This is a genomic window from Chthonobacter rhizosphaerae (genome assembly GCF_013839525.1).
GTDB lineage: Bacteria > Pseudomonadota > Alphaproteobacteria > Rhizobiales > Pleomorphomonadaceae > Chthonobacter > Chthonobacter rhizosphaerae.
This window is the reverse complement of sequence record NZ_JACDIS010000018.1, coordinates 1-24633: the sequence shown is the minus strand read 5'-3', so window position 1 is coordinate 24633 and position 24633 is coordinate 1. Positions and strand designations below refer to the sequence as shown.

Genomic DNA, 24633 nt, shown 5'->3' with positions numbered 1-24633 from the left:
AAGGCATCCTCTTCTTGTCAGGACGGGGCGGGGCAGGTGCGGGCCGTCAGCGCGGCGGCTCGACCCACGGAATAAGGCGCGCCGTGGCGGCCTCCACCGCCGCGCGGAGCAGCAGGGTGGCGAGCGCCAGAAGCGCGAGGGCGGCGAACAGAAGGTCGGTCTGCATGCGGGCGTTCGCCTGGATCATCAGCAGCCCGAGCCCCCGGGACGCGCCCACCCATTCGCCGATGACCGCCCCGATGGGGGCGAACACGGCCGCCACCCGGATCCCGGTGACGAGCGCCGGAAGCGCGTCCGGAAAGCGGATGAGCGCCAGGGTGCGCCAGCGGCCGGCGCCGGACAGCCGGGCGATGTCCAGGAGGCCGGGGTCCGTCCGGGACAGGCCGTCCGCGAGCGCGGACGCCACCGGGAAATAGATCACCAACGTCGCCATCACGATCTTGGAGGCGAGCCCGAAGCCGAACCACAGGACGAGGAGCGGGGCGAGGGCGAACACCGGCAGGGCCTGGCTGACCACCAGGAGCGGCGTGAGCAGGCGCGACACGGCGGCGGACGACGCGACGGCGAGGCCGGTGAGCACGCCGAAAGCGATGCCGGCCGCAAGTCCGATCAGGATTTCGCCGAAGGTCACGGCCGCTTCGGCGAGGAGGCGCCGATGCTGGGCGAGGGCGGTCTCGGCCACGCGCGCCGGGCTCGGCAGCAGGAAGCTTGGCACGTCGAGGACCACGACCGCCGCCTGCCAAGCGCCGAGCGCCACGACGGCCATCACCCCCGCCCGCGCCAGCGCCCCTGCCATGGTGGCGATCCGCGACCGACCTCGGCCGCCGCCGGTCGTTCCCGGTTCGAACCGATCCGTGGCGATGAGGTGGTGGCGAGCAAACGGGCGTTTTGGCTGAGCGCCCACCCGGACGTCATGGCATGCGGCCGCTCGGCCCGATCCGTCCGCCGCGTGCCTGTCGGGGACACGGCCTGACAGTGGCTCGGCCGCCGGCCGCCCGTTGAACGCAGGGCCCGGCGCCGCCTCGGTTGCGGGCCGCCCTTCGGCAGCCTGGCCTATCGCCGCCTCGGCCGCTCGGCGCCCGCCGTCTCGTGTCCCGTCGCCGTCCGCCATCGGACACTCCGCCTGTCGGCGGCTCGGATCGAGCCGCGGGAGGGGCCATGCAGGACGACGGAAGGAGAGGGGGCTTGCGGCGCGCGCTGACGTTCAGCCCGGTCCGCACGCTGTTCCGTCCCTTCGCCGGCATGACCCGGATCAGGTTCGAAGGGTTCGGTCCGCTGCCGGACCATCTCAGCTCAAGAAGAGCACCCCTCGGAACGGCTTCTGTTATGGCGCGGACGATCCCGCCCCGCAAGATGACCCGGCGCACAAATTGCCTCTTGCGCAGCCCCGCCCGGCCCGCTATATCCCGCCCACCGCACGGCACCCAAGTGCCCGACGCTCCCTTCGTCTAGCGGTCTAGGACGTCGCCCTCTCACGGCGAAAACAGGGGTTCGAGTCCCCTAGGGAGCGCCAATATTTTCAGGCACTTAGCCCTAAGCGAGCCGGAAACACCAAAAATCCGTCAAATAAACGGCTGCAGACGGCAATCAACATCGGTAGCTTGCCGATCCGGATGCAAGAAAAACGACACAGGAGTACGTCCTGTTGTCGCTCTCTCCCGCATTCGCAAGCCGGCTAGTATCGCCCGCCAGCGCTCGCAAGGTTGTGTTCTGCATCTGCGGTATGCCGGCCCGGTGGGAGGACCGCTTTTCAGGGGGCAGGCCGCTTCGCGGTGACTGAGCCGCGCGGGCCGGGCGCTGCGGTACGACGGATTTCGCGACGACCACTGAGACTGCCTGTTTATCGCGGCCACGTCCCGAATTCGGCGGGCAACCTCGCCACCATGTCGGCAAGGACTCGGACGGATGCGCTTTTCCGTCGGATTTCGAATGCGACGGATGGGTGAGGAAACTCCAGAAGTTCGGCGAGGATCAAACTTGCTCCGATTGTGTCGCCAGCATCGAGTGCCGCGATGTAGCGCGAAGCATAAGCGACAATGCTTCGGACCGCGCTCTTTCTGGCTTTGTTCAGTGCGTCCGAATAAAGGTTGAATAACCGGATGGTATACTCCGCGCGTCGGCGGAGTCGCCCTTGGGGGTGAATCGGCACCATAATTCCGGTCTCAAGGTCGATCTGCAAGTAATCGGTCGGATTCTCATGGCGTACGTCGATCAGAACGTGGTCGCCCGCCGGCACAGGAGTCTCAATCGGCCAAGTTCGATCGAACTCACTTATCGCGTCGCCCGTGGGAGCAGCGAAGACGGCGAACTTGTCCTTCTTGAGATCCTGATTGCAGATCGTGCACGCATAACGTGGCGCGAACTTATGCGGAGTAGCTCTGCCAGAATTTCTTCGCTAGCCCTGGAGGTTTTCCGGGCAGACATGCTGTCTACCCTTAACAGATTCCCTATTGTCGGCCCTTTCAGTATTCTGTTTACACGACGTCTGGAGTTGCAAAGTTGCGGGTGATGATGTCGGCGAATAAAGCAGGGCGCCGGAATGATAGCATATCGAAACCAACTCTAGTTTTATGAGGTTGGTAAGCTAGCAGATTTCTTCGCCGGATCTTATCTTATTGATTATATCTGCGACCTTTCGGCTGGCAGCAAATTGCCGCGAGCGAATGTAATAGCGTTCAGTAGTGCTAAAGTGCGCATGCCCAAGTAGCGGCGCAGCTAATCGAGCTATATCCGGCGAGTGACCCGCCATCGCAGTCGCCGCAATAGCGCGGAATAGGTGCGGGTGGATCGGCCGGCCAACAAGCTGCCGTGTTCTGGCAATTACCCGCTGGTAGATAGAATTTGTCGCAAGTCGTCCGCCATCGTGACGGAGCCAAAGTACGGCGGAACCGCATGTGGGGAAGCACGGCCGAACGCGTTCGATGTAGTAGCTTATGAGTGGTGTTAATTCCGGAGTGATGTGCAGCCTGAGAGGCCGGCTGTTCTTCGTCTCGTCCGCAGCGAACCGAAGCTCGTAGGCTTGATCCCGCTGGATCAAGTGAACGCCAACATCGATCATGGCCATGTTGCGGATTCTGATCGGGGCCACCGTAAATAGCGCTACCATAAGCGTGTCGCGGTAGTTAAGACGAGCTCTGACGCTCGTCAGAGCCCGCATCCTGAGCCGATAAAGCTCGGAGAGACATGCGGCGTAAACGTTTTCTATCGAGACAAAGCAGGCGTCTGGATCGCGAGATGGACGTGCCCACTGCTTTACGCGAGCAGTGATCGCGTCGAACCAGCGCCAGTCCTTGCCAGGTGCGAGCGCCTTCGCCACTACCTTCAGGCCAACGAGCGAGCTTTCAACGGTTTTGGGCGCGAGCTCAGACAATATGCTTCGCGCGTACGCGTCCAACGATTCTGGTGATATGCGCTCCGCCGGGTCGGCTGTTTCGTCTAAGCGGCCGTTACGTTCAAGCCATTTGAGAAAGCAGCCATAGTGGCGCCGGTTCGTCTGTCGAGTGGCCGCCGCCCAGTGCGACCCAGACCCGGCATCTGTCAGGAGATCTCCCTCGCGAAACAAGTGCTGCCAAGCTCGCCGGTCAGCGGCGGGCCAAGCGCTGAATGGTAGTTGACGGGTAGCGATGTATTCCCGCGGCACAGGCTATACCTCCGTCGGCAGCCCATTCCGGGCTTCATCGATGATCTTGTGAAGGTGCCGGCTTGCGACTTTTGTCTCTGTGCCGAGATAGGAGCCGAGGGTCGTGTTCAGGGACGTATGGCCGAGGTGACGTGAAACGATGGCATATGCACTGGGATCGCGTTCGACCACAATTTTTCCGATAACATGACGAAAGGCGTGAGGGTTGAGCCTGATCCCGGTGTGCCGGTGAAGCGGCTCAGATATGCAGTTCCTCATTGCGCTCTCGGACTTCGGGTCGCCCGTTCTTCCCGGAAACAGGTATGGTCCATCCGAGCCTGACAAGATCTGGCGGTGGTCGCGCAGATATTCGTCAAGGAGGGCGACGGTTGCCGTGGGGAGAATGTAATCGAGCGGTCGGTCTGTCTTGCTCTGATCGCGGTGAACGTGGAGGAAGACGACACCATTGGCTCGCCGAAAGCTTGTATCGGTCCTAAGGGTCCGCAGACTGTGTAAGCGGAGACCCGTATCGACTAGGATGGCCGTTGCCAGCGACCGCTCGATGCCGCGGGCCCGGCGCTCAGTGTTTTTTTGCTGGAGAGCGCGAGCCGCTTCCTCAGCCGGGAAGCGCAGAAGCCGGCGCACATTCTCCGGATCGTCGAACTGCTCGACACGCTCTCGGTGCCGCTTTCCCATGCCCGGGGGGAGACGCTGTTGCAGGCGCCTCGATACGGCTTTCAGTTGAGCAAGTACCGCTTCTTCGACAGCAACATGGCTCTTCGCGATTCCGACCAGTGTCCGCGCGATCCTCGCCGCATCGGTCGGAGGTGAACTTGAATCGGCTGGTAAGAAGGCCCGGAGCGCATTCACAAAATTCGCAGGTTGGACAAGAACAGCAAGGCTCGTGATCTCCTCTATCCTGAGATGCCCTTCACGGAAGAGCGCTGATGCTGCTCGGCGAATGTGATAGACGGCGCTCTTGATCGTTGCCGGGCGCGCAGGCTTTATTCGAGCGCGCAGGTTAAGCGGGTCCGCAGTGGTTGCAGAGGTTACCCAACACTCCACGTCCTCACCGAAGCTCGCCGGGAAGGCCGATAACGGCATCATGAACGGCTGAGTCTTGAACGGAGATGAGAGTCGTGGGACCGGCCACTCACCAGAAAGGCGCTTGCCGGCCATGTTGGCCAGCGCGATCGTATGCTTCAGTATTTTCCGGGGACACTTGACGAAGGATTCTGCAACCAAAGCGTTGTAGAAACCAAGGAGCGTTTCCTTGTCGACTTTACCGGGGGCAATGCCGATAGCCGTGCAATAGCGTGCCAAGCGCGAGAGGGCGTGACGCTCCTCACTTTGGAGGAGGTTGAAAAGATCGTCCCAAGCCGGCGACAACGGCAAGTGCTTCGTGAGCATACGCCGCCTCATACCATAGCGCTTTGTGGTGGTGACTATAAGGGAGCGCAGGTTGCGCCACCGTGGCTCGGTAACGCCCAGCGCCGTGGGCCCGCTTTCGGCAAACAGGCGGCGGACGGCCTCCGCAGTTGCAGGCAGCGCGTCGGTTCCTTTTACCCGAGAGAAGACAACTCGCTATGCGGACAGTGTATCACGCCGCCGGATCGTTGGAGGCTCAACGCGCACGCGGGTTTCGACGTCCGCGAGAGTTACAGCCCCCCCAGGGCGAAAGAGCTCCGCGTGCTCTGGCTGTTCCGAAAGCGCAGGCCCAACGCTAACAGTCCGAAGCTTTTCCGCGTTCTGTCCGGAGACAATGGGCTCGTCCGAGCTTGCGCTGGCAGTTGCATCGTCACTGAACATGTCGGGAAAACAACGACGGAAGTGCTCTTCGTGATGATTATAGGTGGACATAGGTGCCCTCGTGTAGACTCGGGGTATCAGATTAGCAGATTCGTGAAATAGGTCCATTTTGTCTTCCCCTCACGCAAGGCGATACTGTTTCACTACTGTCCTGTTTACAGGATTTTAGGGGGACATAACTGGACAGAGCTACTCAGTGCCGTCGACGGTCACCGATGAATCGATTGAGATCTGAAGGCGACACCCGGATCTGCCGACCAACACGTACGACGGGGAGCTCACCGGCTTCGTACAGCCGGCGGATCGTCCTTATCGAGACGCCGAGGACGTCGGCTGCATCGGCAAGCTTTAGGAGACTAGAGGGCTGAAGCGCAACTGCTGGCGCACAACCACATGGCCCCAGATCGGCGGTATCGCGCGAGCTGCAAGGTTGAGTGTCTGCCCGACCAATCATCGGCCCGGTTTCGCAATCGCCGTTCTGGTGATGTTTGACGTGCGGCGGCAATCCTGGGCCCCTCTTGGAATCGGGCCTAGTTTTCGGCCTTGCCGGTTGTCGCCGGCCAGCCATTAGGATTTCTCCGACTGTAATCGACGCAGCAGCGCTTCTAATTCGGTGCGCGGGACAAGTACACGGCGGCCGATCTTTATTGTCTGAATTTCGCCGTTGCAGATAAGGCTGTAGAGCTTCGTTCGCCCAATGCCGAGAACTTGGCAGGCAGTTGCGATGCGATAGGCTAATGGCTCATTTGTTGACAGCATAGACGCCTCCATTCATGGAGGACCTTTGTTAGCCACGCGTGACCGTTCATGTCCTCGCTTTTAATACGATGGAAGCGACATCCACTTTCTTGCGAGCTTTGTTTCGTCGGTTTACCCGGCTGCGGGCTTCTTTAGTATGACTGTACGCGCTGTTTGCCAATCTCTTGTTTGTAAGATAACCCCACTTTTTTAAGCAGTTCAGAACGGCAGTGAGTGATCCTCCTTCTGAAATTTCGGGATTATTGACAGAAGCTTTTCCGCCATATCTCTCGATAGCTGAAATTAAATAAGATAATTGACTGACAATAACCTCTTTATCTCTGGATATAGGTCTTCCAATTTTTACTCGTGATTCGATGTGTTCTCTCGTTACTGAGCAGGCTTTCTGTAACGCGACTAGATTATTTGCCTCTACACTGCAGTCGAACTTACCAACCATTTCGATATAGTCACTTATCGAAAAAACCAAACCACCAGATGATCTGTGCAGCATTTTCTGCAGTAGAAGCCCAGAAAGATTCTCTATCTCAGTAATTTGTAGTTTTAAATCACTGAAATTAGAGTATATTTTCGGTCTGAAGGACATGTCGTTTCCGCTGTTAACCTCGTTGATTCAATAAGTTATGTCTTTGATTAGTGAAGTTCGATACGCGGGACCAGGATTGCATATTCGGATCAGTTCTTCAGCATGTATTTGCTTTATAAGAATGTACCGTCGCTTCAACATTCTTCAGTACTCGCTGCTTCCAGAAAATCCGACCAAGCCGACATCAGATCACGTCTTCTCCGAAGAGCATCGCCCCGGCGGTACGCTCTTTCGGTCTGGTCCCCAACGACGTGTGCCAGCGCGGCTTCGGCAATCTCGCGAGGATAGGACGTTTCTTCGCCACACCAGTCGCGAAACGCCGAGCGAAACCCATGCACGGTAACGTCGACCTGCATTCGTCGCAGCAACATATCTAGAGCCATGACCGATAGTGGGCGACCGATCTTGTTGCCTGGAAACACGAATTGGCTAGACTCTGACCCGAATTCTGCCAGCCGATTGAGTATGGCCAAAGCACCCGCTGACAACGGCACCCTATGCTCGCGGCCGGCTTTCATCCGGTGAGCTGGGATTGTCCATACCTTTAAGATAAGATCTATTTCCTGCCAGGTCGCTCCGCGAGTTTCGCCTGATCTAGCAGCAGTCAGGATCGTAAACTCGAGCGCTAGTGCCGCGACACCGTCCCTCGCTCGCAGCTTTGCTAAAAAGGCCGGGGCATCAGCATAGGGCATTGCCGCATGATGGCCGCGGGTCAGCTTGTGGCGCTTCGGCAAAAGGTTCGCTAAGTGCCCGCGCCACGCGGCCGGGTTCTCGCCGGACCGATAACCTTTGGCCTTGGCGGCATTCAAAACTCGCTCAATGCGGCCGCGGAGACGATAAGCCGTTTCGGCCTTTGTTGACCAGATCGGCTTTAAAACGGATAAGACGTCCTCCGTCGTGACTAGATCCACGCGCTTCGAACGTATCGGCCCAGCATACTCGCGAAGCGTCATGCGCCATTGGTCAACGTGCTTGGCATTTCGAAACTGCGGCGCCATGGCTTCAATGTAGGTATCTGCCATTTCTCCGAAAGTCGGAACTTTGGCGAGTTCGGAGTTACGGGTCGCGATAGGGTCGATGCCGTCACGGACCTTCTGACGGGCTGCCGCTGCCAACTCACGAGCATTCGCAAGTGATACCTCGCGAGCTGAGCCAAGCCCCATCTCGCGACGTTTGCCCTCCCACATAAAATAAAGCAGCCATCGCCGACGTTCGCCTGTGCCTTCCTTTGTGACAGACAGGTACAGCCCATCTCCGTCCGCATGCTTGCCAACAGCAGCAGTTGCCACTGTTCTCGCGCTAAGTCTCTTTGTCACTCGCGCCACATCGGCCCCACTTCCGGCCCCACACGAAGAGCTGGATTGTAGCGAATGAGTACGGGCGCTGGTAGCCTTTTGGGGGCAGGAGATTGCTGAAACTTTAGGACTTTTCGGACGATAGCGAATGAATGCGGACACTAGTTAGGCGGACTCTCTCTCCGCCAGCTTTGGACGCAAGCCGCCGAACTCTGCGGCTTCTTCGCGCTCAGGCGCGTGTCGCCCGCGATTTGGTTCGCAGAAGTACGTGCTTCGCGGTTTCGGCTCTCAGTGAGCGCGGTAGGTCCGAGCACGTCTGCTGTCAGGCCGACCGGTCAATCTCTTCCTCGCAGGATTCAGCCCGGGTCGCGGCCTGGGCGTGAGAGATCAATCGGCCGAGGATCAGATTTCCTCCGCCAGGATAGGCCGGCGGAAACAACGCCGCAGTCGGAACGCCAATCAGCCGAATGCGGCGCTGAGGCCCTGGCGCGAGCAGGCCGATCTGCGAAGTCGTTGAATCGCTTCCTTCGTGGCTTTTAAAAGATTCCTTAAACCGGATGAGGGACATACGCCTGGGGGGCTCCTTGACTCATGAGGGGCTCATGCGTCTGTTGCGGGTTGTGTTCGGACTGCTCCTGCTGGTTGGAGGGCTCTACATACTCGTCGGGGAGTATTTCGCCGGAACGTCGGCGGACGCGACCCTGAATTCGCGGGTTACCTCGGTCCGGGCGCCGATCCAGGGAGAGGTGTCTCTGGCGGTCCGGGCGATCGGCGCCAGGATCAAGCGGGGCGAACTGGTTGCCGACATCGCGGACAGCCGGTTCGACACCGCCCGGCTGATCGATCTGGAGCACCAGCGCGACGAGACCCGGATCGAGAGGGAGCGGGTCGCCTCTCAGACGGCCACGATCACGACTGCGCGCGACGGTTTCCTGTCTCAGCTCGCCGCCTACAAGGAAGGCCGCATCACTCAGATCGAGGCTCGGGCGGCGGAAGCCCGGGCGGCGGAGGATGCCGCCGAGGCGCGCCTGCGCGAGGCCGAAGGCATTCTCGGCCGCTCCTCCGACCTCAGTGGCCGCGGCGTCCAGACGGAAGCCAGCCTGGAGCGCAGCCAGGCGGCCTTCGACGTCGCCCGACAGGAGCGCGAAAGCGCCCGGCACCGCAGCAACTACATAGCGGTCGAGCTCGCCTCGGCGCGCAAAGGCGTCTTCCTCAGCGATTCCAGCAACGATGCCCCCGTCTCGGCCCAGCGGGCGCGGGAACTCGACCTTCGTCTCGCCGAGCTGGACGCGGAGCGCGTCCGGATCGACGCCCGGCTCGCCGAATTCGAGCGGCAGATCCAGGCCGAACGCGTGCGGATCAACCGCCTGACATCGGCAAGCCTCGCCTCCAGCGTGGACGGACTGGTCTGGACGTTCGGAGTGGACGACGGCGAATACGCCAATCGGGGGCAGGAACTGGTCCGAGTCGCGGACTGCAGCACCCTGATGGTGACGGCGAGCGTCAGCGAGGCCCTGTACGACCGGCTCTCCATCGGCGACCCGGTCCAGTTCAGGCTGTTCGGCGATCATCGCATCTTCGGCGGCACGGTCATCCGGCTCGGTGGTTCGGGCGCGGCGAGCCTCTACGACAATCTGGCGGTCGCGCCGAGCCAAGAACACCTGGAGCGGTTCGACGTGACGGTCAGCGTGCCCGACCTGGCCGGGCAGTCGGACCTCGTCTGCGCGATCGGCCGCACCGGCCGGGTTATCTTCACCGCGGGGCCCATCGCCAAGATGCGCCGCTTCCTGGCACGGTACGGCATCTGATGCTGGTTCTACCGTCGCTTGTCGCGGCCTTCGGCGCAGCGGCCGTGGTGCTCGGCATCCAGTTCGCGGTCCTGCCCTTCCTCAACCCGGCCCGGACGGTCTGGCGCGTCCTCCTCCTGTTCGGCGCGGCGGTGCTGTCGTGGCGGTATGTCGTCTGGCGCCTCGCCGAGACCACCGCCCCGCTTGCCTGGACGGCCGACGCGGTGGCGAGCTGGAGCTTCGCCATCCTGGAAGCGCTGACGGTCCTGTCCTCGTCGCTCGCCTTTCTGATCCTCTGCCGCGTCCGCTCGCGCAGCGCCGAAGCGGACGCCAACCTCGCCTGGTGGGGGTCCGGCACCCCGCCCCGGGTGGATATCTTCATCGCCACCTACAACGAGGAACTCGAGGTTCTGGAGCGCACCATCGTGGGCGCCCGGGCGTCGGACTATCTGCACGTGCGCATCTTCGTTCTCGATGACGGGCGGCGAGACTGGCTGCGCGACGCTTGCGACCGACTGAAGGTCGGCTACATCGTGCGGCCGGACAACGCCCACGCCAAGGCGGGCAACATCAATCACGCACTGACGCTGCGGGCCGCCGCGCCGGACCGGCCGGACTTCGTCGCCGTCCTCGACGCGGACTTCGTGCCCCATACGGACTTCGTCGGCCGGACGCTGGCGCTGTTCCACGATCCCGCGGTGGGTCTCGTCCAGACGCCCCAGCACTTCTTCAATCCGGACCCGATCCAGCACAACCTCGGCATCAGCACCGCCTACCCGGACGAACAGCGGCACTTCTTCGACAATGTGGAGCCCGCCCGTGACGCCTGGGGCATCGCGGTCTGCTGCGGAACCTCATCCATGGTCCGGGTGTCGGCCGTGAAGGCGATCGGCGGGCTGCCGACCGAGAGCGTGACGGAAGACTTCCTGCTCACCCTGCGCCTCGCCGAGGCCGGGTGGTCCACCGTCTACCTGAACGAGCCTTTGACCGAGGGCCTCGCACCGGAGGGCCTCCAGGAATATGTGGTCCAGCGCGGCCGCTGGTGTCTCGGGATGATGCAGATCATCCGCGACGTCTACCCGCCCTGGGGCGGCCATCGCCTGCCGCTGCGGCATCGGATGAGCGTGCTGGATTCCCTGCTCTACTGGTCGACAACCTTCTTGTTCCGGCTCGCGAGCCTCCTCTGTCCGCTCCTCTACTGGTGGGGCGGCGTGAAGGTCGTGGATGCCAGCCTGGCGGAGGTCATCCAGTACTACGTCCCCTACTACATTGCCGTGCTGGCCGTCCTGAACTGGATCTCCAAGGGATTGTTCATCCCGATCGTGAACGACGTGGCGCAACTCCTGGCGGCTTGGCCGATCACCAGGGCGGTGGCGATGGGGCTTGCGACCCCCGGGCCCCACAAGTTCCGCGTCACCGCCAAAGGAGGGGACCGGAGCCGCACGGTGGTGCAGTGGCCGCTGATGATGCCGTTCCTGGTGGTGTTCGGACTCACGGTCGGGGGACTGGCCGTGAACCTCACGTCGGACTTCCTGTTCAATCACGCCTCGGCGGCGGGGGACGGCATAGCCATTGTCCTGTTCTGGACACTCTACAACCTGTTCGTGCTTCTCGTCGCCATCGCGGCCTGCGTGGAGCGGCCGCGCTACGACCGTCCCCAGCGCCAGGTGGTGGAGCCTGTGACCTTCACGGTCGACGGGATCGACCACGCGGCCTGGATGGTCAACCTCGGCGTCGAGGGCGCCCGGATCAGCGGTCCTGCCGGGTTCCGGACGGGAACCGCCGGTACGCTCCACGTCGGCGGCGTCGGGGCGCTGCCCGCCACGGTAGCGGCGCCGACCCGCGACGGCTGGCGCCTGCGCACATCGCCCGACCCCGACCAGCGGGCGAGCCTAATCGCCAAGCTGCACACCGCCCGGGCCACTCCGGGCACCGACTTCGGCGACGTCGCGGGAATGCTCCGCGAGCTCGCCCGCACCCTGACCCGCTGAGGAGACCGCCATGGCCGGACGACGCCTGAGCCTGTCCACGCTGATCTTTCTGGGAGGAGCCGCGCTTCTCCTGGTGCCGGCCGTCATCGCCGGCACCATCTACACCGGCGCCCTCCAGCGACGGGCGGAGGCCATGACGGTGGAGACGCTGAAAGTGCGCGGCGATCTCAGCGCCAACCTCCTCGCCAGGCGGCTGCACCAACTCTGGCAGGAGGTGGAGGCGCTGTCGCGGGTGGTGTCGACCGGGGACATTCCGGACGCGCGTCGGCAGATCGACATGGTGAGCCGGCTCGACCGGCGTTATTCCTGGATCGGCTTCGCCGACACGGAGGGGCGCGTCACCGCCGCGACCGCCGGCATGCTGGAAGGCGCCACGGTGGCCGAGCGGCCCTGGTTCCGCCGCGGCCTGACAGGGCCGACCGCGATCGACGTGCATGAGGCGCTGCTGCTCGCCAAGCTGCTGCCGGCCACGAACGAGCCCTGGCGCTTCATCGATTTCGCCGCTCCGGTCACCGGCCCGGATGGCGCGGTGAGCGGCGTGATCGGTGCTCACCTGGATTGGCGCTGGGTGGCCGACAACGTGGCGTCCCTGCAGGCGCCCGGGATCGACGTGATCCTCGTCTCCAGGGACGGCACGGTCCTGCTCGGCCCGCCGGATCTCGTCGACAAGACGCTGACGATCGGCTCCGTGGCCGCCGCCAGCCGGGCGACCATGAGCGTGTTGGACGAGCGCTGGCCGGACGGCAAGGATTATGTGACCGTGACGGCGCCGACGATCGGTCACGAGGACCTGCCGAGCTTCGGGTGGTCGCTCCTGATCCGCCAGGACGTGCAGGCCGCGCTGCAGCCGACGCGGGAACTGGTCAGGTCGTTCTGGATCACGCTGGGCGCCGGGGCGATCGCGGCCCTTGGCTTGCTCGCCCTCGGGGCACGGCTCGTGACGACGCCGCTTCGCCGGCTGGTGACCGCCGCCGAGGCGACGCTCGGCGACGGACTGCTGAAACCACCGCACGAGGAGACCCGCTATGAGGAGGCCGCGCGCCTCAGCGACGCGCTGACCCGTCTCCAGTCGACCGTGATGCGAGCGGAGACGTCCCGGGCGCGCAAGGCCGATGCGCTCCCGATCCAGCGGTAGCCGCACGGGTGCTTTTCGCCCCGTCTCGCGGCGCCAGCCACCTCTCGTCCGACCCTGCCGAGGCAGAGGGCGAGGACGGCGGGGTTCGCCGTCCGTGTCGCACCCGAGCAGGCTTGGCACAAAGGGCGCGCCGATCTCCATCAAGACGCCCGCGAACCCGGACAGTGGACGAGGCGGAGCGCGAACGCCATGGCCGGTCGGCATCCGGATCGCCGGATCGCGCCGATACGCGCTACGCCGATCCGGTGATCAGACCGCTGAGTGACCGTCCGGCATCCGTGTCCGGATCGGAGAGGTTCAGGACGGCGCTCATGTGGTTGGTCCGGGCAAGCAGGGTCCTCGTCACGTGGAGGCCGTCCCGCGCGAGCCGCTCGTCCAGCGCAGCGGCCTGATCGTGAAAGGGCGCCGTCTCCTCGTCGCCGACCAGGATGTGGACCGCCGCGCCCGTGGCGTGGCTCTGCGTGAGCGGCGTGAAGCTTCGAACTTCCTCGTCCGTGAGTGCGATCAGCGGCGCCAGGAAGGACGCTTGCAGCGGCGCGAGGTCGTAGACGCCGCTCAGGAGGAAGGCGCCCCGAACCGGCGGCGCCGCCTTGCCGGCCCGGAGGAGGAAGGTGCAGAGGTGGGCGCCCGCGGAATGGCCGCCGACGGTCAGCCGGTCCGGATCGCCGCCGTAGAGGCCGGTGTTCGCGTGCAGCCAAGTCGCCGCCCGGCGAACCTGATCGACGATCGTCGCCATCCTGACGTTCGGCATCAGCGCATAGTCCATCACGGCGGCGATCGCGCCGGCCGCCGTGACGGTGCGGGCCACGAACGAGAAGTCCTCCTTGGAGAACATCCGCCAGTAGCCGCCATGGACGAAAAGGTGTACGGGGCGCGCGCCGTCGCTGGAATCGGGCAGGAAGAGATCGAGCTTCTCCTCGGGACCGTCGCCGTATGCGACGTCCGCCACCATGGGCAGGCTGGCGCGCGTCTCGCGGCTGAGGGCGGCGTAGGCAGCCAGGTAGTCGTCGAAGCCGGCGACGTGGTCGCGGGTCCGGAACGGATCTGTCTGCACCGCCGCCTCCCTCCAGGCCCGCCGTCAGAACGTGACGGCGACGTATTTCGGCTCCAGGAATTCCAGGACGCCGTGATGCCCGCCCTCGCGGCCGAGGCCGCTCTGCTTCACGCCGCCGAACGGAGCCGCCGGGTCGGAGACGAGCCCGCGGTTGAGCCCGATCATCCCTGCTTCCAGGCGGCTCGACACGCGCAGTCCCCGGCCGATGTCGCGGGTGAACACATAGGCCGCCAATCCATACTCGGTGTCGTTGGCCCGGGCCACCACCTCGTCTTCGGTGTCGAAGCGGCTGACGGGCGCGACGGGGCCGAAGATCTCCTCGTGAGCCATGGCGGCGTCCGGCGCGACGTCGGTGATCACCGTGGGCGGATAGAAGTAGCCCGTGCCGCCGGCGACCGTTCCTCCGCACAGGACCGTGCCGCCCCGCTGCTTGGCGTCCTCCACCAGCCGGCCGATCTTGGCCACCGCGGCCGGCGTGATCATCGGGCCGCACTCCGTCGACGGATCGACGCCGGGGCCGACCTTCAATGCGGTCATGCGCTCCGTCAGCCGCGCCACGAAGGCGTCGTGGATGCCGGACTGCACGTAGATCCGGTTCGCCGCCGTGCAGGCTTCGCCGGCGTTGCGCATCTTCGCCAGCATCACGCCCTCGATCGCCACGTCGAGGTCCGCGTCGTCGAACACGATCACGGGGGCGTTGCCGCCGAGCTCCATGGAACAGCTGATCACGCTCTTGGCCGCCTCGGCGAGCAGGATGCGGCCGACGCCCGTCGAGCCGGTGAACGACAGCTTGCGCACGCGCGGATCGCCCAGCATGGCGGCCGTGACCGGGCCGGGCGTGGAGGTCGTGATCACGTTCACGACGCCGGCCGGAACGCCGGCTTCCGCGTAGAGATCAGCCAGCGCGTAGGCGGTGAGCGGCGTCTCGCTGGCGGGCTTCAGCACCACGGTGCATCCTGCCGCGAGCGCCGGGGCGATCTTCCGGGTCGCCATGGCGGCGGGGAAGTTCCAGGGCGTGATCAGCACGGCGATGCCGATCGGCTGGTAGTCGACCACGATGCGGTTGGTGCCGGCCGGCGCGACGGCGAAGTCGCCCGAGATCCGGACGGCCTCCTCGGCGTTCCACCGGAAGAACTCGGCCGCGTAGGCGACCTCGCCGCGCGCGTCGCGCAGCGCCTTGCCGTTCTCCAGCGAGATCAGCGTCGCCAGCGCGTCGGCCCGCTCCACCATCAGTTCGAAGCAGCGGCGGAGGATTTCCGACCGGCGCCGGGGCGGCGTCGCCGCCCAGGCGGGCGCCGCGGCGGCCGCGGCGTCCACGGCGGCGACCGCGTCGGCGACCGTCGCGTCCGGAACATGGGCGAGCACCGCCTCGGTGGACGGGTCGACGACTGCGATCCGGCCGCCGGTCTCACCGTCGCGCCAGGCGCCGCCGATGAAAAGGCCGCGCGCGTGCGCCGAAAGGTCGGGGCCGGAGCCGGAGCCGGCGTCCATGGTCGCGGCGGCGGACTGAAGCGAAGGAGTCATGTGAAGCATCCCGAACGAGGTGAGAAGCGGACAGATCAGACGGCGGCGGTCGGCAGGTCGCCGCGCCAGGCGGCGCCGACGAGGCGGGCCATGGCGTCGCCGTCGATGGGCCGCGGGTTGTTCTTGACGAGGCGGTCGATCCCGACCGCCTGCTCGGCGGTCCAGGCGATCTTGTCTTCCGGCAGGCCAAGGTCCCTCAGTGTCGGCGTGATGCCGATGGCGGCGAACAGGCGCGACACCTCCTGGATGGCCGCGTCCGCCTTGGCCTCCGCGGCCAGTCCGGCCGTGTCGAGCCCAAGCGCGTCGGCCACCTCGGCGAGTTCCGCCGCCGCGGCGAACCGGTTGTAGGCCATCACGTAGGGCATGAGCGTCGCGACACCGAGACCGTGCGGCGTATGGGTCAGCGCGCCCGCCGGATACTGGATCGCGTGGGCGGCGGCGGTCCCGGCCGTGCCGAAGGCGCAGCCCGCCGCCAGGGCGCCCATCATGACGTCGGCCCGCGCCGTCTCGTCCGAACCGTTCCGGCAGGCCGCCTCCAGGCTGCGCCCGAGGAGCCGGATCGCCAGGAGGGCGAAGTGGTCGGTGAGCGCGCTCTTGCCGATGAAGACGTGGCGCTGCGGCAGGGCCGCCGTCGCCTCCTTGCGGACGGCCGTGAACGCCTCGATGGCGTGGGTCAGCGCGTCGGCACCCGCGATGGCGGTCAGGCCGGGCGGGCAGGTGAGCGTCAGGTCGGGATCGCAAATGGCGGCGGCCGGGATCAGGTGCGGGCTGGAGATGCCCACCTTCAGCGTCCGGTCCGGGTCGGAGATGACCGCCACCGGCGTCGCTTCCGATCCCGTGCCGGCCGTGGTCGGCACCGCGATCACCGGGAGCGCCGGCCCGGGCACCTTGAACTCGCCGTAATAGTCCTGGATCCGGCCGCCGTGGCTGAGGAGCAGCGCCGCGCATTTGGCCATGTCGAGGCAGCTGCCGCCGCCGATGCCGATCACCATGTCGGGCCCGAAATCCCTCGCTTGGTCGGCGCAGATAGCGACGCTGTCGCGCGGCACGTCCGGCTCCACGTCGGCGAAGACGTGAACCTCGACGCCGTTCTCGCGAAGGTCGGCGACGAGCTCGCCGAACACGGCGGTCCCGGCGAACCGAGCGTCCGTGCAGATCAGGGCGCGCGATCCCAGCCGGGCGGCGACGGTGCCGAGGGCGGCCCGCTGACCCTTGCCGAACAGGATTTCCCGCGGAAGGCGGAGGGCTGCGAAGAGGCTCATGATGGCGTTTCCCGTCGGCTGTTGGTTTGATCGTGTTGAAGGTCCGTGAGCGTGGCCCAGAGCTGCGGGTCCACCTCGAATCCGTTCGCCAGGGACGCGCTCCGCCGCGCGCGCGCTCCGTCGCCCGGGACCCCGACCGGGCGGTCGGCGCGTTCCGGCGGCGACGCGCGGACGAGGTCGAGGTAATCGGCGATGCGCGCGGCGAGGTCCGGAGACTGGTCGGTGTCGAGCACCAGGAAGACATCGCCCTTGTTGCAGTCGGCATCCGCGTCCAGCGTGCCGCGGATCTGCGGCGCGAACGGCGTTCCGGCGAGCGCCGCGACGATCAGCTCGATGGCGAGCCCGAGGGCGTAGCCCTTCGCCTGCCCGAAGGGCGCGATCGCGCCGTCGCGCGCGCGGGCCGCATCCGTCGTCGGGCGGCCGTCCGCGTCCATGGCCCAGCCGGGCTGCAGCGGTTTTCCGACGGACGCGTGATGGTGGACCTTGCCCATCGACACTTCGCTCGTGGCGAGATCGACCACCAGCGGCGTGCCGCCAGCCGACGGCACCGCGATAGCGATCGGGTTCGTGCCCAGCATTCGCCGCGTGCCGCCGTGCGGATGCACCAGCGCCTCGCTGGACGACATGGCGATGCCGATCCGGCCTGTCGTGGCGATCGCCTCCACGTAGCGGGCGAGCATGCCGAGGTGCTGGGCGTTCCGGATGGCGGCGACGGCCACCCCTGTCCGCTCGACCCGCTCCAGCAGGCGATCGATGGCCGCGAACGCCACCACGGGGCCCAGTCCCTTGCACCCGTCCCCATCCAGGACCGCGTCGGACCGCCAGCTGAACGCGCCCTCGGCGACCGGATCGGCAAGGCCGCGCTCGATGCGCAGGAGAAGGCGCGGCAGACGCTGAAGGCCGTGCGACGGATGTCCCCTCAGCTCCGCCTCGACCAGGACGTCGGCCTGGATCGATGCCGCCCGGTCGGGCACGCCGCGCTGGCGAAGAAGCCGTACGGCCAGGTCGCGCGCTTCTGGTTCGGTCACCCTCACGACCCGCCTCCCGATATCCTATACGATATAGGATTGAACATATGCGAGCATCATGATACGGATGGTTGGTGTCAAGGGGCAAAGTCATGCGTAGCACGGGTTCGCATAGATCTCACGGGAAGATAGGAGCGGATGCCGCTGTTGGTCCGATTCAGAGGTCGAGTGGGCTCGCCGAGGAAGTCTACGATGCGATCTTCTCGCAGTTGATGGCCCTCAGGATTGCGCCGGGCTCACGGATCACGGTCGATAATCTTGTGCGGGAGTTGAACGTTTCACAAACCCCGATCCGGGAAGCGCTGGGGCGCCTCGAAGGCGAAGGTCTGGTCGTGAAGACCCATCTGGTCGGCTACAGCGCCGCCCCCCAGATCACCCGCCGCCGGTTCGACGAACTTTATGAGCTCCGGCTGCTGCTGGAGCCGGACGCGACCCGCCGGACCGCCCACCGGATCGACGCGGACGGCCTTGCCGCGCTCCGGGGCACGGCGGGCGTGATGATGCAGCCGGACGCTGCCGACGAGCGCGCCCGCTATTCCACTTTCGCCCGCCAGGACGCGGTCTTCCACGACACGATCCTGGCGATTGCCGGCAACGAGCTCATTCGGGAGACGCTCGCCCACCAGCACACCCACTTCCACATCTTCCGCCTGATGTTCCACACGCGGGTGACCGAGGAGGCGCTCGACGAGCACGACGCCATCCTGGCCGCCTTCGAGAACCGGGACGAGCAGGCGGCGGAGCAGGCCATGCGCCGGCACATCGAGCGGTCGAGGGACCGCCTGCTGCCGGCCTTCGACTAGCCCGGCGGCTCCGACCCCGGGCTCGCGGAGGAGCGCGGTCCGGCCAGGGTCCCGCCGCTTGGCGTCCGGGCAAGTCTCAAGATTTGGCGACGGAGCACCGGGAGGACCGTGGCTCCGAACGGTACGGCCGTGCCGATCCGGCGCCCGTCCGCCGCCTTGCCGAGCCCAACACGACCGCGAGGAGGCGGTCGCGTCCTGAACAGCCCCGCGGCCGGACCCCGCGGGACGCGAGAACCAAGGTCCGACATTTCGGGAGGACGTTCATGAAGTCATCAGCAACAGTATTGGCCGCCGTCGCGGGCTCGCTTCTCATGGGCGGCGTCGCCGTCGCGCAGGAGAAGAAGGTCATCGCCGTATCGATCCCGGCGGCCGACCATGGCTGGACCGCCGGCGTGGTCTACCATGCCAACGCCGCCGCGGAGGAAATCAAGGCGGCGTTCCCGAACATCGAGGTGATCGTCAAGACGTCGCCGTCGGCGAGCGCCCAGGTGAGCGCCATCGAGGACATCGCCGCGGGACGCGGCATGGATGCTCTCGTCATCCTGCCGCACAGCTCCGAGGAGCTGACCTCGCCGGTCAAGCAGATAAAGGACAACGGCACCTTCATCACCGTGGTGGACCGCGGCCTGACCGACCCCACCATCCAGGACCTCTATCTCGCCGGTGACAACATCGCGGTCGGCCACACCACCGCGAAGTTCCTGGTCGACAAGCTCGGCGGCAAGGGCAACCTGGTGGTCCTGCGCGGCATCCCGACGGTGATCGACGACGAGCGCATCAAGGGCTTCGAGGACGGCATCAAGGGCACGGACCTGAAGATCCTCGACATCCAGTACGCCAACTGGAACAGCGACGACGCCTTCAAGGTGATGCAGGACTTCCTCGCCAAGTATCCGCAGATCGACGCGGTCTGGGCGAACGACGACGACATGCTGCTCGGCGTCCTGGAGGCCATGAAGCAGTCCGGCCGGACCGAGATCAAATACGCGCTCGGCGGCAACGGCATGAAGGAGATCATCGAGAAGGTGATGGCCGGCGATCCGGTCACGCCGATCGAGACTCCCTACCCGCCGTCCATGATCAAGACCGCCATCTACATGACGGCCGCCCAGTTCAACGGACAGGCGCCGATCCGCGGCACGGTGAAGCTCGACGCGCCGCTGATCACCCAGGAGAACGCGAAGGAATACTACTTCCCGGAATCTCCGTTCTGATCCGTCGCATCCTGCCGCCGGGCGCAGGTCGCGCCCGGCGACATCCAGATCCCCCATACCAGAAGAAGGCTGCACGCCAATGCCGGGCAAGAAAATCCTGATGCTCACGGGCGAGTTCACCGAGGAATACGAGATCTTCGTCTTCCAGCAGGGCATGGAGGCCGTCGGCCACACCGTGCATGTGGTCTGTCCCGACAAGCGGGCCGGCGACATCATCGCGACGTCGCTGCACGACTTCGAGGGTCACCAGACCTACACGGAGAAGCTCGGGCACAACTTCGTCATCAACAAGACCTTCTCGGAAGTCGACCTCGACGCCTACGACGCCGTCTACTGCGCCGGCGGACGCGGCCCGGAATACATCCGGACCGACAAGCGCATCCAGGCCATGGTCCGCCACTTCGTCGACCGCCAGAAGCCGATCTTCACCATCTGCCACGGTGTCCAGATCCTGATCGCCGTCGAAGGCGCCGTCCGCGGCAAGAAGGTCGCCGCCCTGGCGGCCTGCGAGCCGGAAGTGACGCTCGCCGGCGGCACCTACGTCGACCTGTCGCCGACCGAGGCTTTCGTGGACGGCACCATGGTGTCCGCCAAGGGGTGGACGGCGCTCGCGGCCTTCATGCGCGAATGCCTGAAGGTGCTCGGCACCGAGATCCGCCACAGCTGACCGACCCGCGCGGCGAACGGAGGGGAGCGGTCCCGCGCGGGGCGCTCCCCGCCCGCCCAATCGGTCGCCCCTGTGCCGACCGCGGAGGAAGACCCATGACGTCCGGCAACATCGTTCTGGAGGGACGCGGCCTCCACCGCTCCTTCGGCCCCGTGGAGGTGCTGAGCGGCATCGACCTGGTGCTTCGGGCCGGGGAGGTCCACGCCGTCATCGGCGAGAACGGGGCCGGCAAGTCGACGCTAATGCGTCTCCTGTCGGGCCATCTGGAGCCAACCAAGGGAACCGTCGCCATCGACGGCGCGCCCTGCGTGTTCCGCGGCCCGGTCGACGCCGAGCACCGCGGCATCGTCCTCGTCCACCAGGAAATCCTGCTCGCCCCGCACCTCAGCGTCGCCGAGAACATCTTCCTCGGCCGTGAGAAGCGTCGCGGTTTCGTGGTCGACGACGCGGTCATGAACCGGGAGGCCGCGGCCGCCGTCCGCGAACTCGGCGCGGACATCGACCCGACCACCACCGTCGACCGCCTCTCCATCGCCCAGCGCCAGCTCGTCCAGATCGCCCGGGCGCTCGCCGTCGAGCACCGGGTCGTCATCTTCGACGAACCGACCGCGTCGCTGACGCCCGTCGAGGCGGATGCGCTGTTCGACGTGATCCGCGGCCTCAGGGCGCGCGGCGTGGCGGTGCTCTACATCTCGCACCGGCTGCCGGAGGTGAAGGCGATCGCCGACGTGGTCACCGTGCTGCGCGACGGCCGCCTGGTCGCCCATCACCGCTGCGACCAGCTGGAGCCGGTCGACATGGCCCGGCTGATGGTCGGCCGCGACATGGCCAATCTCTACCCGGTCTCGGCCCCGCCGCCGCCCGACGCGCCGATCGTCCTGGAGGTGCGCGACGTCAGCGTCCCGGGCTTCGTCCAGAACGCGTCCTTCCATCTGCGCAAGGGCGAGATCCTGGGCTTCGGTGGCCTGATCGGCGCCGGCCGGACCGAACTGCTGGAAGGCGTGCTCGGGCTTCGGCCCTCGTCCGGCGAGGTCAGGGTGAAGGGCGAGCCGGTCCGGTTCCGGACCGTGGCCGACAGCATGCGGGCCGGCATCGTCTACCTGTCCGAGGATCGGAAGGGCAAGGGCCTCCTGGTCGGGCAGGACCTGCGCACGAACCTGACCCTGTCGGCGCTCGATCGGTTCCGGCGCGGCTTCCTGCTCGACAAGGCGCGGGAATGGTCCGCGCTCGACCGGGCGATCGCCGCCTTCGACATCCGCACGCGCCGGCGGGACATCAACGCCGGACAGTTGTCCGGCGGCAACCAGCAGAAACTCCTCCTCGCCAAGTCCATGCTGATCGAGCCGGAGATCGTCGTCATCGACGAGCCGACCCGCGGCATCGACATCGGCACCAAGGCCGAGATCTACCGCTTCGTCGCCAAGCTCGCCGCCGACGGCAAGGCCGTCATCGTCATTTCCTCCGAACTCCAGGAACTGATCGGCGTGGCGCACCGGGTCGCCGTCATGCGCGCGGGCCGCATCGTCGGGGAAGTGGCGGGCGATCGCATGACCGAATCCGACATCGTGGTGCTGGCCACCGGCGTCGCCGCCGAAGCCGCCTGAAGGACATCAGATGACCAACGCATCAGAGACGACCCTCGCCCGTCCCGCTAGGCCGGGCTTCCGCATCGACCTCCGGACGGCCGCTCCCTTCATCGCGCTGGCCGTCCTCCTGGTGTTCGGCGCGCTGCTCAACCCCAACTTCGTGTCGGCCGCCAACCTGATCAACGTGCTGACGCGCTGCGCCTTCATCGCCATCATTGCGGTCGGGGCGACCTTCGTCATCGCGGCCGGCGGCCTCGACCTGTCGGTCGGCTCCATGGCGGCTTTCATCGCCGGCTCCATGATCCTGGTCATGAACAGCATGGGCAGCGAGGCGTCGGTCGGCGTGATCGCCCTCTCGATGGTGATCGCGCTCGGCATCGGCGCCGCCTGCGGCCTCGCCAACGGGCTTGTGACCACCGTCGGCCGAATAGAACCGTTCATCGTGACGCTCGGCACCATGGGCATCTTCCGCGCGCTCGTCATCTGGCTCGCCGAGGGCGGTTCGATCGCCATGAAGGACCAGGAGCTGCGCGCGGTCTACCGGCCGGTCTATTTCGGCACGGTCGCTGGCATTCCGATCCCGGTGCTCGTCTTCCTGGCCGTCGCGGCGGTCGCGGCCTTCATCCTCTACAAGACCCGCTTCGGCCGGCACGTGCTGGCGGTCGGCTCCAACGAGGACGTGGCGCGCTACTCGGGCATCCCGGTCGGCCGGGTCCGGACGCTGACCTACGTGGTCCAGGGCGTCTGCGTCGCCATCGCGGTTCTCGTCTACGTGCCGCGCCTCGGCGCCGCCACGCCCACCACCGGCCTCCTCTGGGAGCTTCAGGCCATCACGGCCGTGGTGATCGGCGGCACGGCGCTGCGCGGCGGAACCGGGCGGGTCTGGGGCACGCTCTGCGGCGCCCTAATCCTGGAGGTCGTCGGCAACATCATGGTGCTGTCGGATCTCGTCTCCGAATACCTGATCGGCGCGGTCCAGGGGGCGATCATCATCATCGCCATGCTGGTCCAGCGCTCGATGATGCGCCGGGCCTGAGCCTGGCGATGGGCCGGTCGCGAGCCGGCACCGTCAGAAACGCCGGCGGGAGGAAGCCACCCGCCGGCTGGGAGGAACAGGCTTCGCATCTGGAGGAGCAGTCAATGCGCATGCTTATGTTGGGCCTTGCGACCGCGGGCGCGCTCGTCGCCGGCGCCGCGGCGGCACAGGACAAGTCGGTCACCATGGCGGTGTCCATTCCGGCGGCCGACCACGGCTGGACCGGAGGCGTCGTCTACCACGCCGAACGCGAGAAGGCCTCGCTCGAGGCGCGCTATCCCGGCCTGAAGATCATCCTGAAGACCTCGCCGGACGGAGCCTCCCAGGCCAACGCGCTCGAGGACCTCACCGCCCAGGGCATCGACGCTCTCGTGACGCTGCCCCACAATTCGGACGAGCTGACCGATCCGGTCCGCCGGGTCAAGGAGAGCGGCGTGTTCGTCACCGTCGTCGACCGAGCCCTCTCCGATCCGGCCATCCAGGACCTCTACGTCGCCGGCAACAATCCGGAACTCGGGCGCGTCGCCGGCGAGTACATGAAGGAGAAGCTCGGCGAGGGGCAGATCGTCGTCATCCGCGGCCTGCCGATCGTGATTGACGAACAGCGTGTCGCGGCCTTCAACGCGGCGATCGAAGGGTCGGGCATCAAGGTGCTGGACAGCCAGTACGGCAACTGGTCCCGCGACGACGCCTTCAAGGTGATGCAGGACTTCCTGACCAAGCACCCGACCATCGACGCCGTCTGGTGCCAGGACGACGACATGGCCGTCGGCGTTCTGGAGGCCATCCAGCAGGCCGGCCGCAGCGACATCAAGTTCGTCGTCGGCGGCGCCGGCATGAAGGACATGATCAAGCGCGTGATGGACGGGGACACCATGATTCCGGTGGACGTGCTCTATCCGCCGTCCATGATCGCGACCGCCATGGACCTCACCGCCGCCGGTCTCTACGACCAGGTGCCGGTGCGCGGCAGCTACATCCTGGCGGCCCCGCTGGTCACCAAGGACAACGCGGCCGAATACTACTTCCCGGACAGCCCGTTCTGACGATCGGTCCGCGCCGCCGAGGCGGCGCGGCCGTCCCATTTTCGCATCGGACCTGGCGGGCGGCGGCCGCCTTGAGCGCCTCTGCGGCGGACCGGGCGCCGACAAGCTCGGTCCGTCACCGGACCCGACCGCTTCGGGTCGGACCGAGCCGCCCGGTTCCGAAAGCGCAGCCCGGTGCGGCAGCCGGCCCTCCGTCGCGCCTCCCTGGTCCCTGTCGCTTCGGGCAGGTCCTTGCAGGCTCGGTTTTGGCCGGAGATGCGGCCCGCCCCACGAATCCGGCACTCCCCGGGAGGAGTTCACGCTCATGAAGACGATCAAGGGACCGGCCATCTTCCTGGCCCAGTTCGCCGGCGACAACCCGCCGTTCAACTCGCTCGACGCGATCTGCGGCTGGGCGGCCGGCCTCGGCTTCAAGGGCGTCCAGATCCCCAC

21 protein-coding genes, 1 tRNA gene, 1 pseudogene and 1 riboswitch are annotated in these 24633 nt (G+C 65.9%); of the genes and pseudogenes, 11 read left to right on the top strand and 12 right to left on the bottom strand.

The features are described from left to right. Window positions 1–46 precede the first annotated feature (46 nt). Window positions 47–796, bottom strand: a complete 750-nt coding sequence (locus HND91_RS20995; protein ID WP_181708566.1) for an ABC transporter permease — start codon at window positions 794–796, stop codon at window positions 47–49. A 416-nt stretch (window positions 797–1212) separates the two neighbouring features. Beyond that, window positions 1213–1320, bottom strand: a riboswitch (TPP riboswitch). A gap of 117 nt (window positions 1321–1437) precedes the next feature. On the opposite strand from HND91_RS20995, the gene HND91_RS20990 reads away from it, so the two are divergent. Beyond that, window positions 1438–1513 (top strand) — tRNA-Glu (locus tag HND91_RS20990). A 1071-nt stretch (window positions 1514–2584) separates the two neighbouring features. Here HND91_RS20990 and HND91_RS23380 read toward each other — a convergent pair. The 7 genes from HND91_RS23380 to HND91_RS20955 all read right to left on the bottom strand — a co-directional run bounded on the left by HND91_RS23380 (window position 2585) and on the right by HND91_RS20955 (window position 8636). Next, the gene (locus tag HND91_RS23380) at window positions 2585–3157 is read right to left on the bottom strand and encodes a tyrosine-type recombinase/integrase (protein WP_425485515.1); all 573 of its coding nucleotides are present in this window, start codon (window positions 3155–3157) and stop codon (window positions 2585–2587) included. A 486-nt stretch (window positions 3158–3643) separates the two neighbouring features. Continuing rightward, window positions 3644–5029, bottom strand: coding sequence for a tyrosine-type recombinase/integrase (locus HND91_RS20980; RefSeq protein ID WP_181708564.1), 1386 nt, complete (start codon window positions 5027–5029; stop codon window positions 3644–3646). A gap of 592 nt (window positions 5030–5621) precedes the next feature. After that, entirely contained in the window at window positions 5622–5882 is a 261-nt protein-coding gene (locus HND91_RS23270; protein WP_181708602.1) for a helix-turn-helix domain-containing protein, read from the bottom strand. 113 nt (window positions 5883–5995) lie between these two features. After that, on the bottom strand, window positions 5996–6187 hold the full coding sequence (locus tag HND91_RS23375) for a helix-turn-helix domain-containing protein (protein WP_210272822.1): 192 nt from the start codon (window positions 6185–6187) through the stop codon (window positions 5996–5998). A 46-nt stretch (window positions 6188–6233) separates the two neighbouring features. Beyond that, the gene (locus HND91_RS20965; RefSeq protein ID WP_181708562.1) at window positions 6234–6773 is read right to left on the bottom strand and encodes a hypothetical protein; all 540 of its coding nucleotides are present in this window, start codon (window positions 6771–6773) and stop codon (window positions 6234–6236) included. A gap of 134 nt (window positions 6774–6907) precedes the next feature. Continuing rightward, window positions 6908–8098 (bottom strand): phage integrase central domain-containing protein, encoded by a 1191-nt coding sequence (locus HND91_RS20960; RefSeq protein WP_181708561.1) that lies wholly within the window; start codon window positions 8096–8098, stop codon window positions 6908–6910. Between the two features lie 292 nt (window positions 8099–8390). Next, window positions 8391–8636, bottom strand: a complete 246-nt coding sequence (locus HND91_RS20955; protein WP_181708560.1) for a hypothetical protein — start codon at window positions 8634–8636, stop codon at window positions 8391–8393. Between the two features lie 34 nt (window positions 8637–8670). On the opposite strand from HND91_RS20955, the gene HND91_RS20950 reads away from it, so the two are divergent. From HND91_RS20950 to HND91_RS20940, 3 genes are read left to right on the top strand one after another with little or no spacing between them, the layout of a single operon-like run. Beyond that, window positions 8671–9876, top strand: coding sequence for an HlyD family secretion protein (locus tag HND91_RS20950; protein ID WP_181708559.1), 1206 nt, complete (start codon window positions 8671–8673; stop codon window positions 9874–9876). Next, window positions 9876–11846, top strand: coding sequence for a glycosyltransferase family 2 protein (locus tag HND91_RS20945; protein WP_181708558.1), 1971 nt, complete (start codon window positions 9876–9878; stop codon window positions 11844–11846). The genes HND91_RS20950 and HND91_RS20945 overlap by 1 nt, the downstream gene beginning before the upstream one ends. A 10-nt stretch (window positions 11847–11856) precedes the next feature. Continuing rightward, window positions 11857–12981, top strand: a complete 1125-nt coding sequence (locus HND91_RS20940) for a cache domain-containing protein (RefSeq protein WP_181708557.1) — start codon at window positions 11857–11859, stop codon at window positions 12979–12981. Window positions 12982–13213: 232 nt separating this feature from the next. Here the strand turns inward: HND91_RS20940 and HND91_RS20935 are convergent, their stop codons facing one another. The 4 genes from HND91_RS20935 to HND91_RS20920 all read right to left on the bottom strand — a co-directional run bounded on the left by HND91_RS20935 (window position 13214) and on the right by HND91_RS20920 (window position 17855). After that, window positions 13214–14035 (bottom strand): alpha/beta hydrolase fold domain-containing protein, encoded by an 822-nt coding sequence (locus HND91_RS20935; RefSeq protein ID WP_181708556.1) that lies wholly within the window; start codon window positions 14033–14035, stop codon window positions 13214–13216. A 24-nt stretch (window positions 14036–14059) separates the two neighbouring features. Then, window positions 14060–15526, bottom strand: a complete 1467-nt coding sequence (locus HND91_RS20930; RefSeq protein ID WP_181708601.1) for an NAD-dependent succinate-semialdehyde dehydrogenase — start codon at window positions 15524–15526, stop codon at window positions 14060–14062. A 68-nt stretch (window positions 15527–15594) separates the two neighbouring features. Beyond that, window positions 15595–16821 (bottom strand): iron-containing alcohol dehydrogenase, encoded by a 1227-nt coding sequence (locus HND91_RS20925; RefSeq protein ID WP_181708555.1) that lies wholly within the window; start codon window positions 16819–16821, stop codon window positions 15595–15597. After that, on the bottom strand, window positions 16818–17855 hold the full coding sequence (locus tag HND91_RS20920; protein ID WP_181708554.1) for an Ldh family oxidoreductase: 1038 nt from the start codon (window positions 17853–17855) through the stop codon (window positions 16818–16820). Before HND91_RS20920 ends, HND91_RS20925 begins: the two co-directional genes overlap by 4 nt. 86 nt (window positions 17856–17941) lie before the next feature. On the opposite strand from HND91_RS20920, the gene HND91_RS20915 reads away from it, so the two are divergent. From HND91_RS20915 to HND91_RS22970, 7 genes and pseudogenes are all read left to right on the top strand, one after another. Further along, window positions 17942–18652, top strand: coding sequence for a GntR family transcriptional regulator (locus HND91_RS20915; protein WP_181708553.1), 711 nt, complete (start codon window positions 17942–17944; stop codon window positions 18650–18652). Between the two features lie 311 nt (window positions 18653–18963). Then, a complete protein-coding gene (locus HND91_RS20910; protein WP_425485514.1) occupies window positions 18964–19866 on the top strand; it encodes a substrate-binding domain-containing protein in 903 nt (300 codons plus the stop codon). 79 nt (window positions 19867–19945) lie between these two features. After that, the gene (locus tag HND91_RS20905; RefSeq protein WP_181708551.1) at window positions 19946–20533 is read left to right on the top strand and encodes a DJ-1/PfpI family protein; all 588 of its coding nucleotides are present in this window, start codon (window positions 19946–19948) and stop codon (window positions 20531–20533) included. A gap of 95 nt (window positions 20534–20628) precedes the next feature. Further along, window positions 20629–22137, top strand: a complete 1509-nt coding sequence (locus HND91_RS20900; protein ID WP_181708550.1) for a sugar ABC transporter ATP-binding protein — start codon at window positions 20629–20631, stop codon at window positions 22135–22137. 10 nt (window positions 22138–22147) lie between these two features. Then, window positions 22148–23155 (top strand): ABC transporter permease, encoded by a 1008-nt coding sequence (locus tag HND91_RS20895; protein WP_181708549.1) that lies wholly within the window; start codon window positions 22148–22150, stop codon window positions 23153–23155. Window positions 23156–23259: 104 nt separating this feature from the next. Continuing rightward, complete coding sequence (locus HND91_RS20890) at window positions 23260–24201, top strand: ABC transporter substrate-binding protein (RefSeq protein WP_181708548.1); 942 nt, start codon at window positions 23260–23262, stop codon at window positions 24199–24201. A gap of 304 nt (window positions 24202–24505) precedes the next feature. Next, window positions 24506–24633: pseudogene (locus HND91_RS22970) on the top strand (sugar phosphate isomerase/epimerase); the annotation flags it as partial.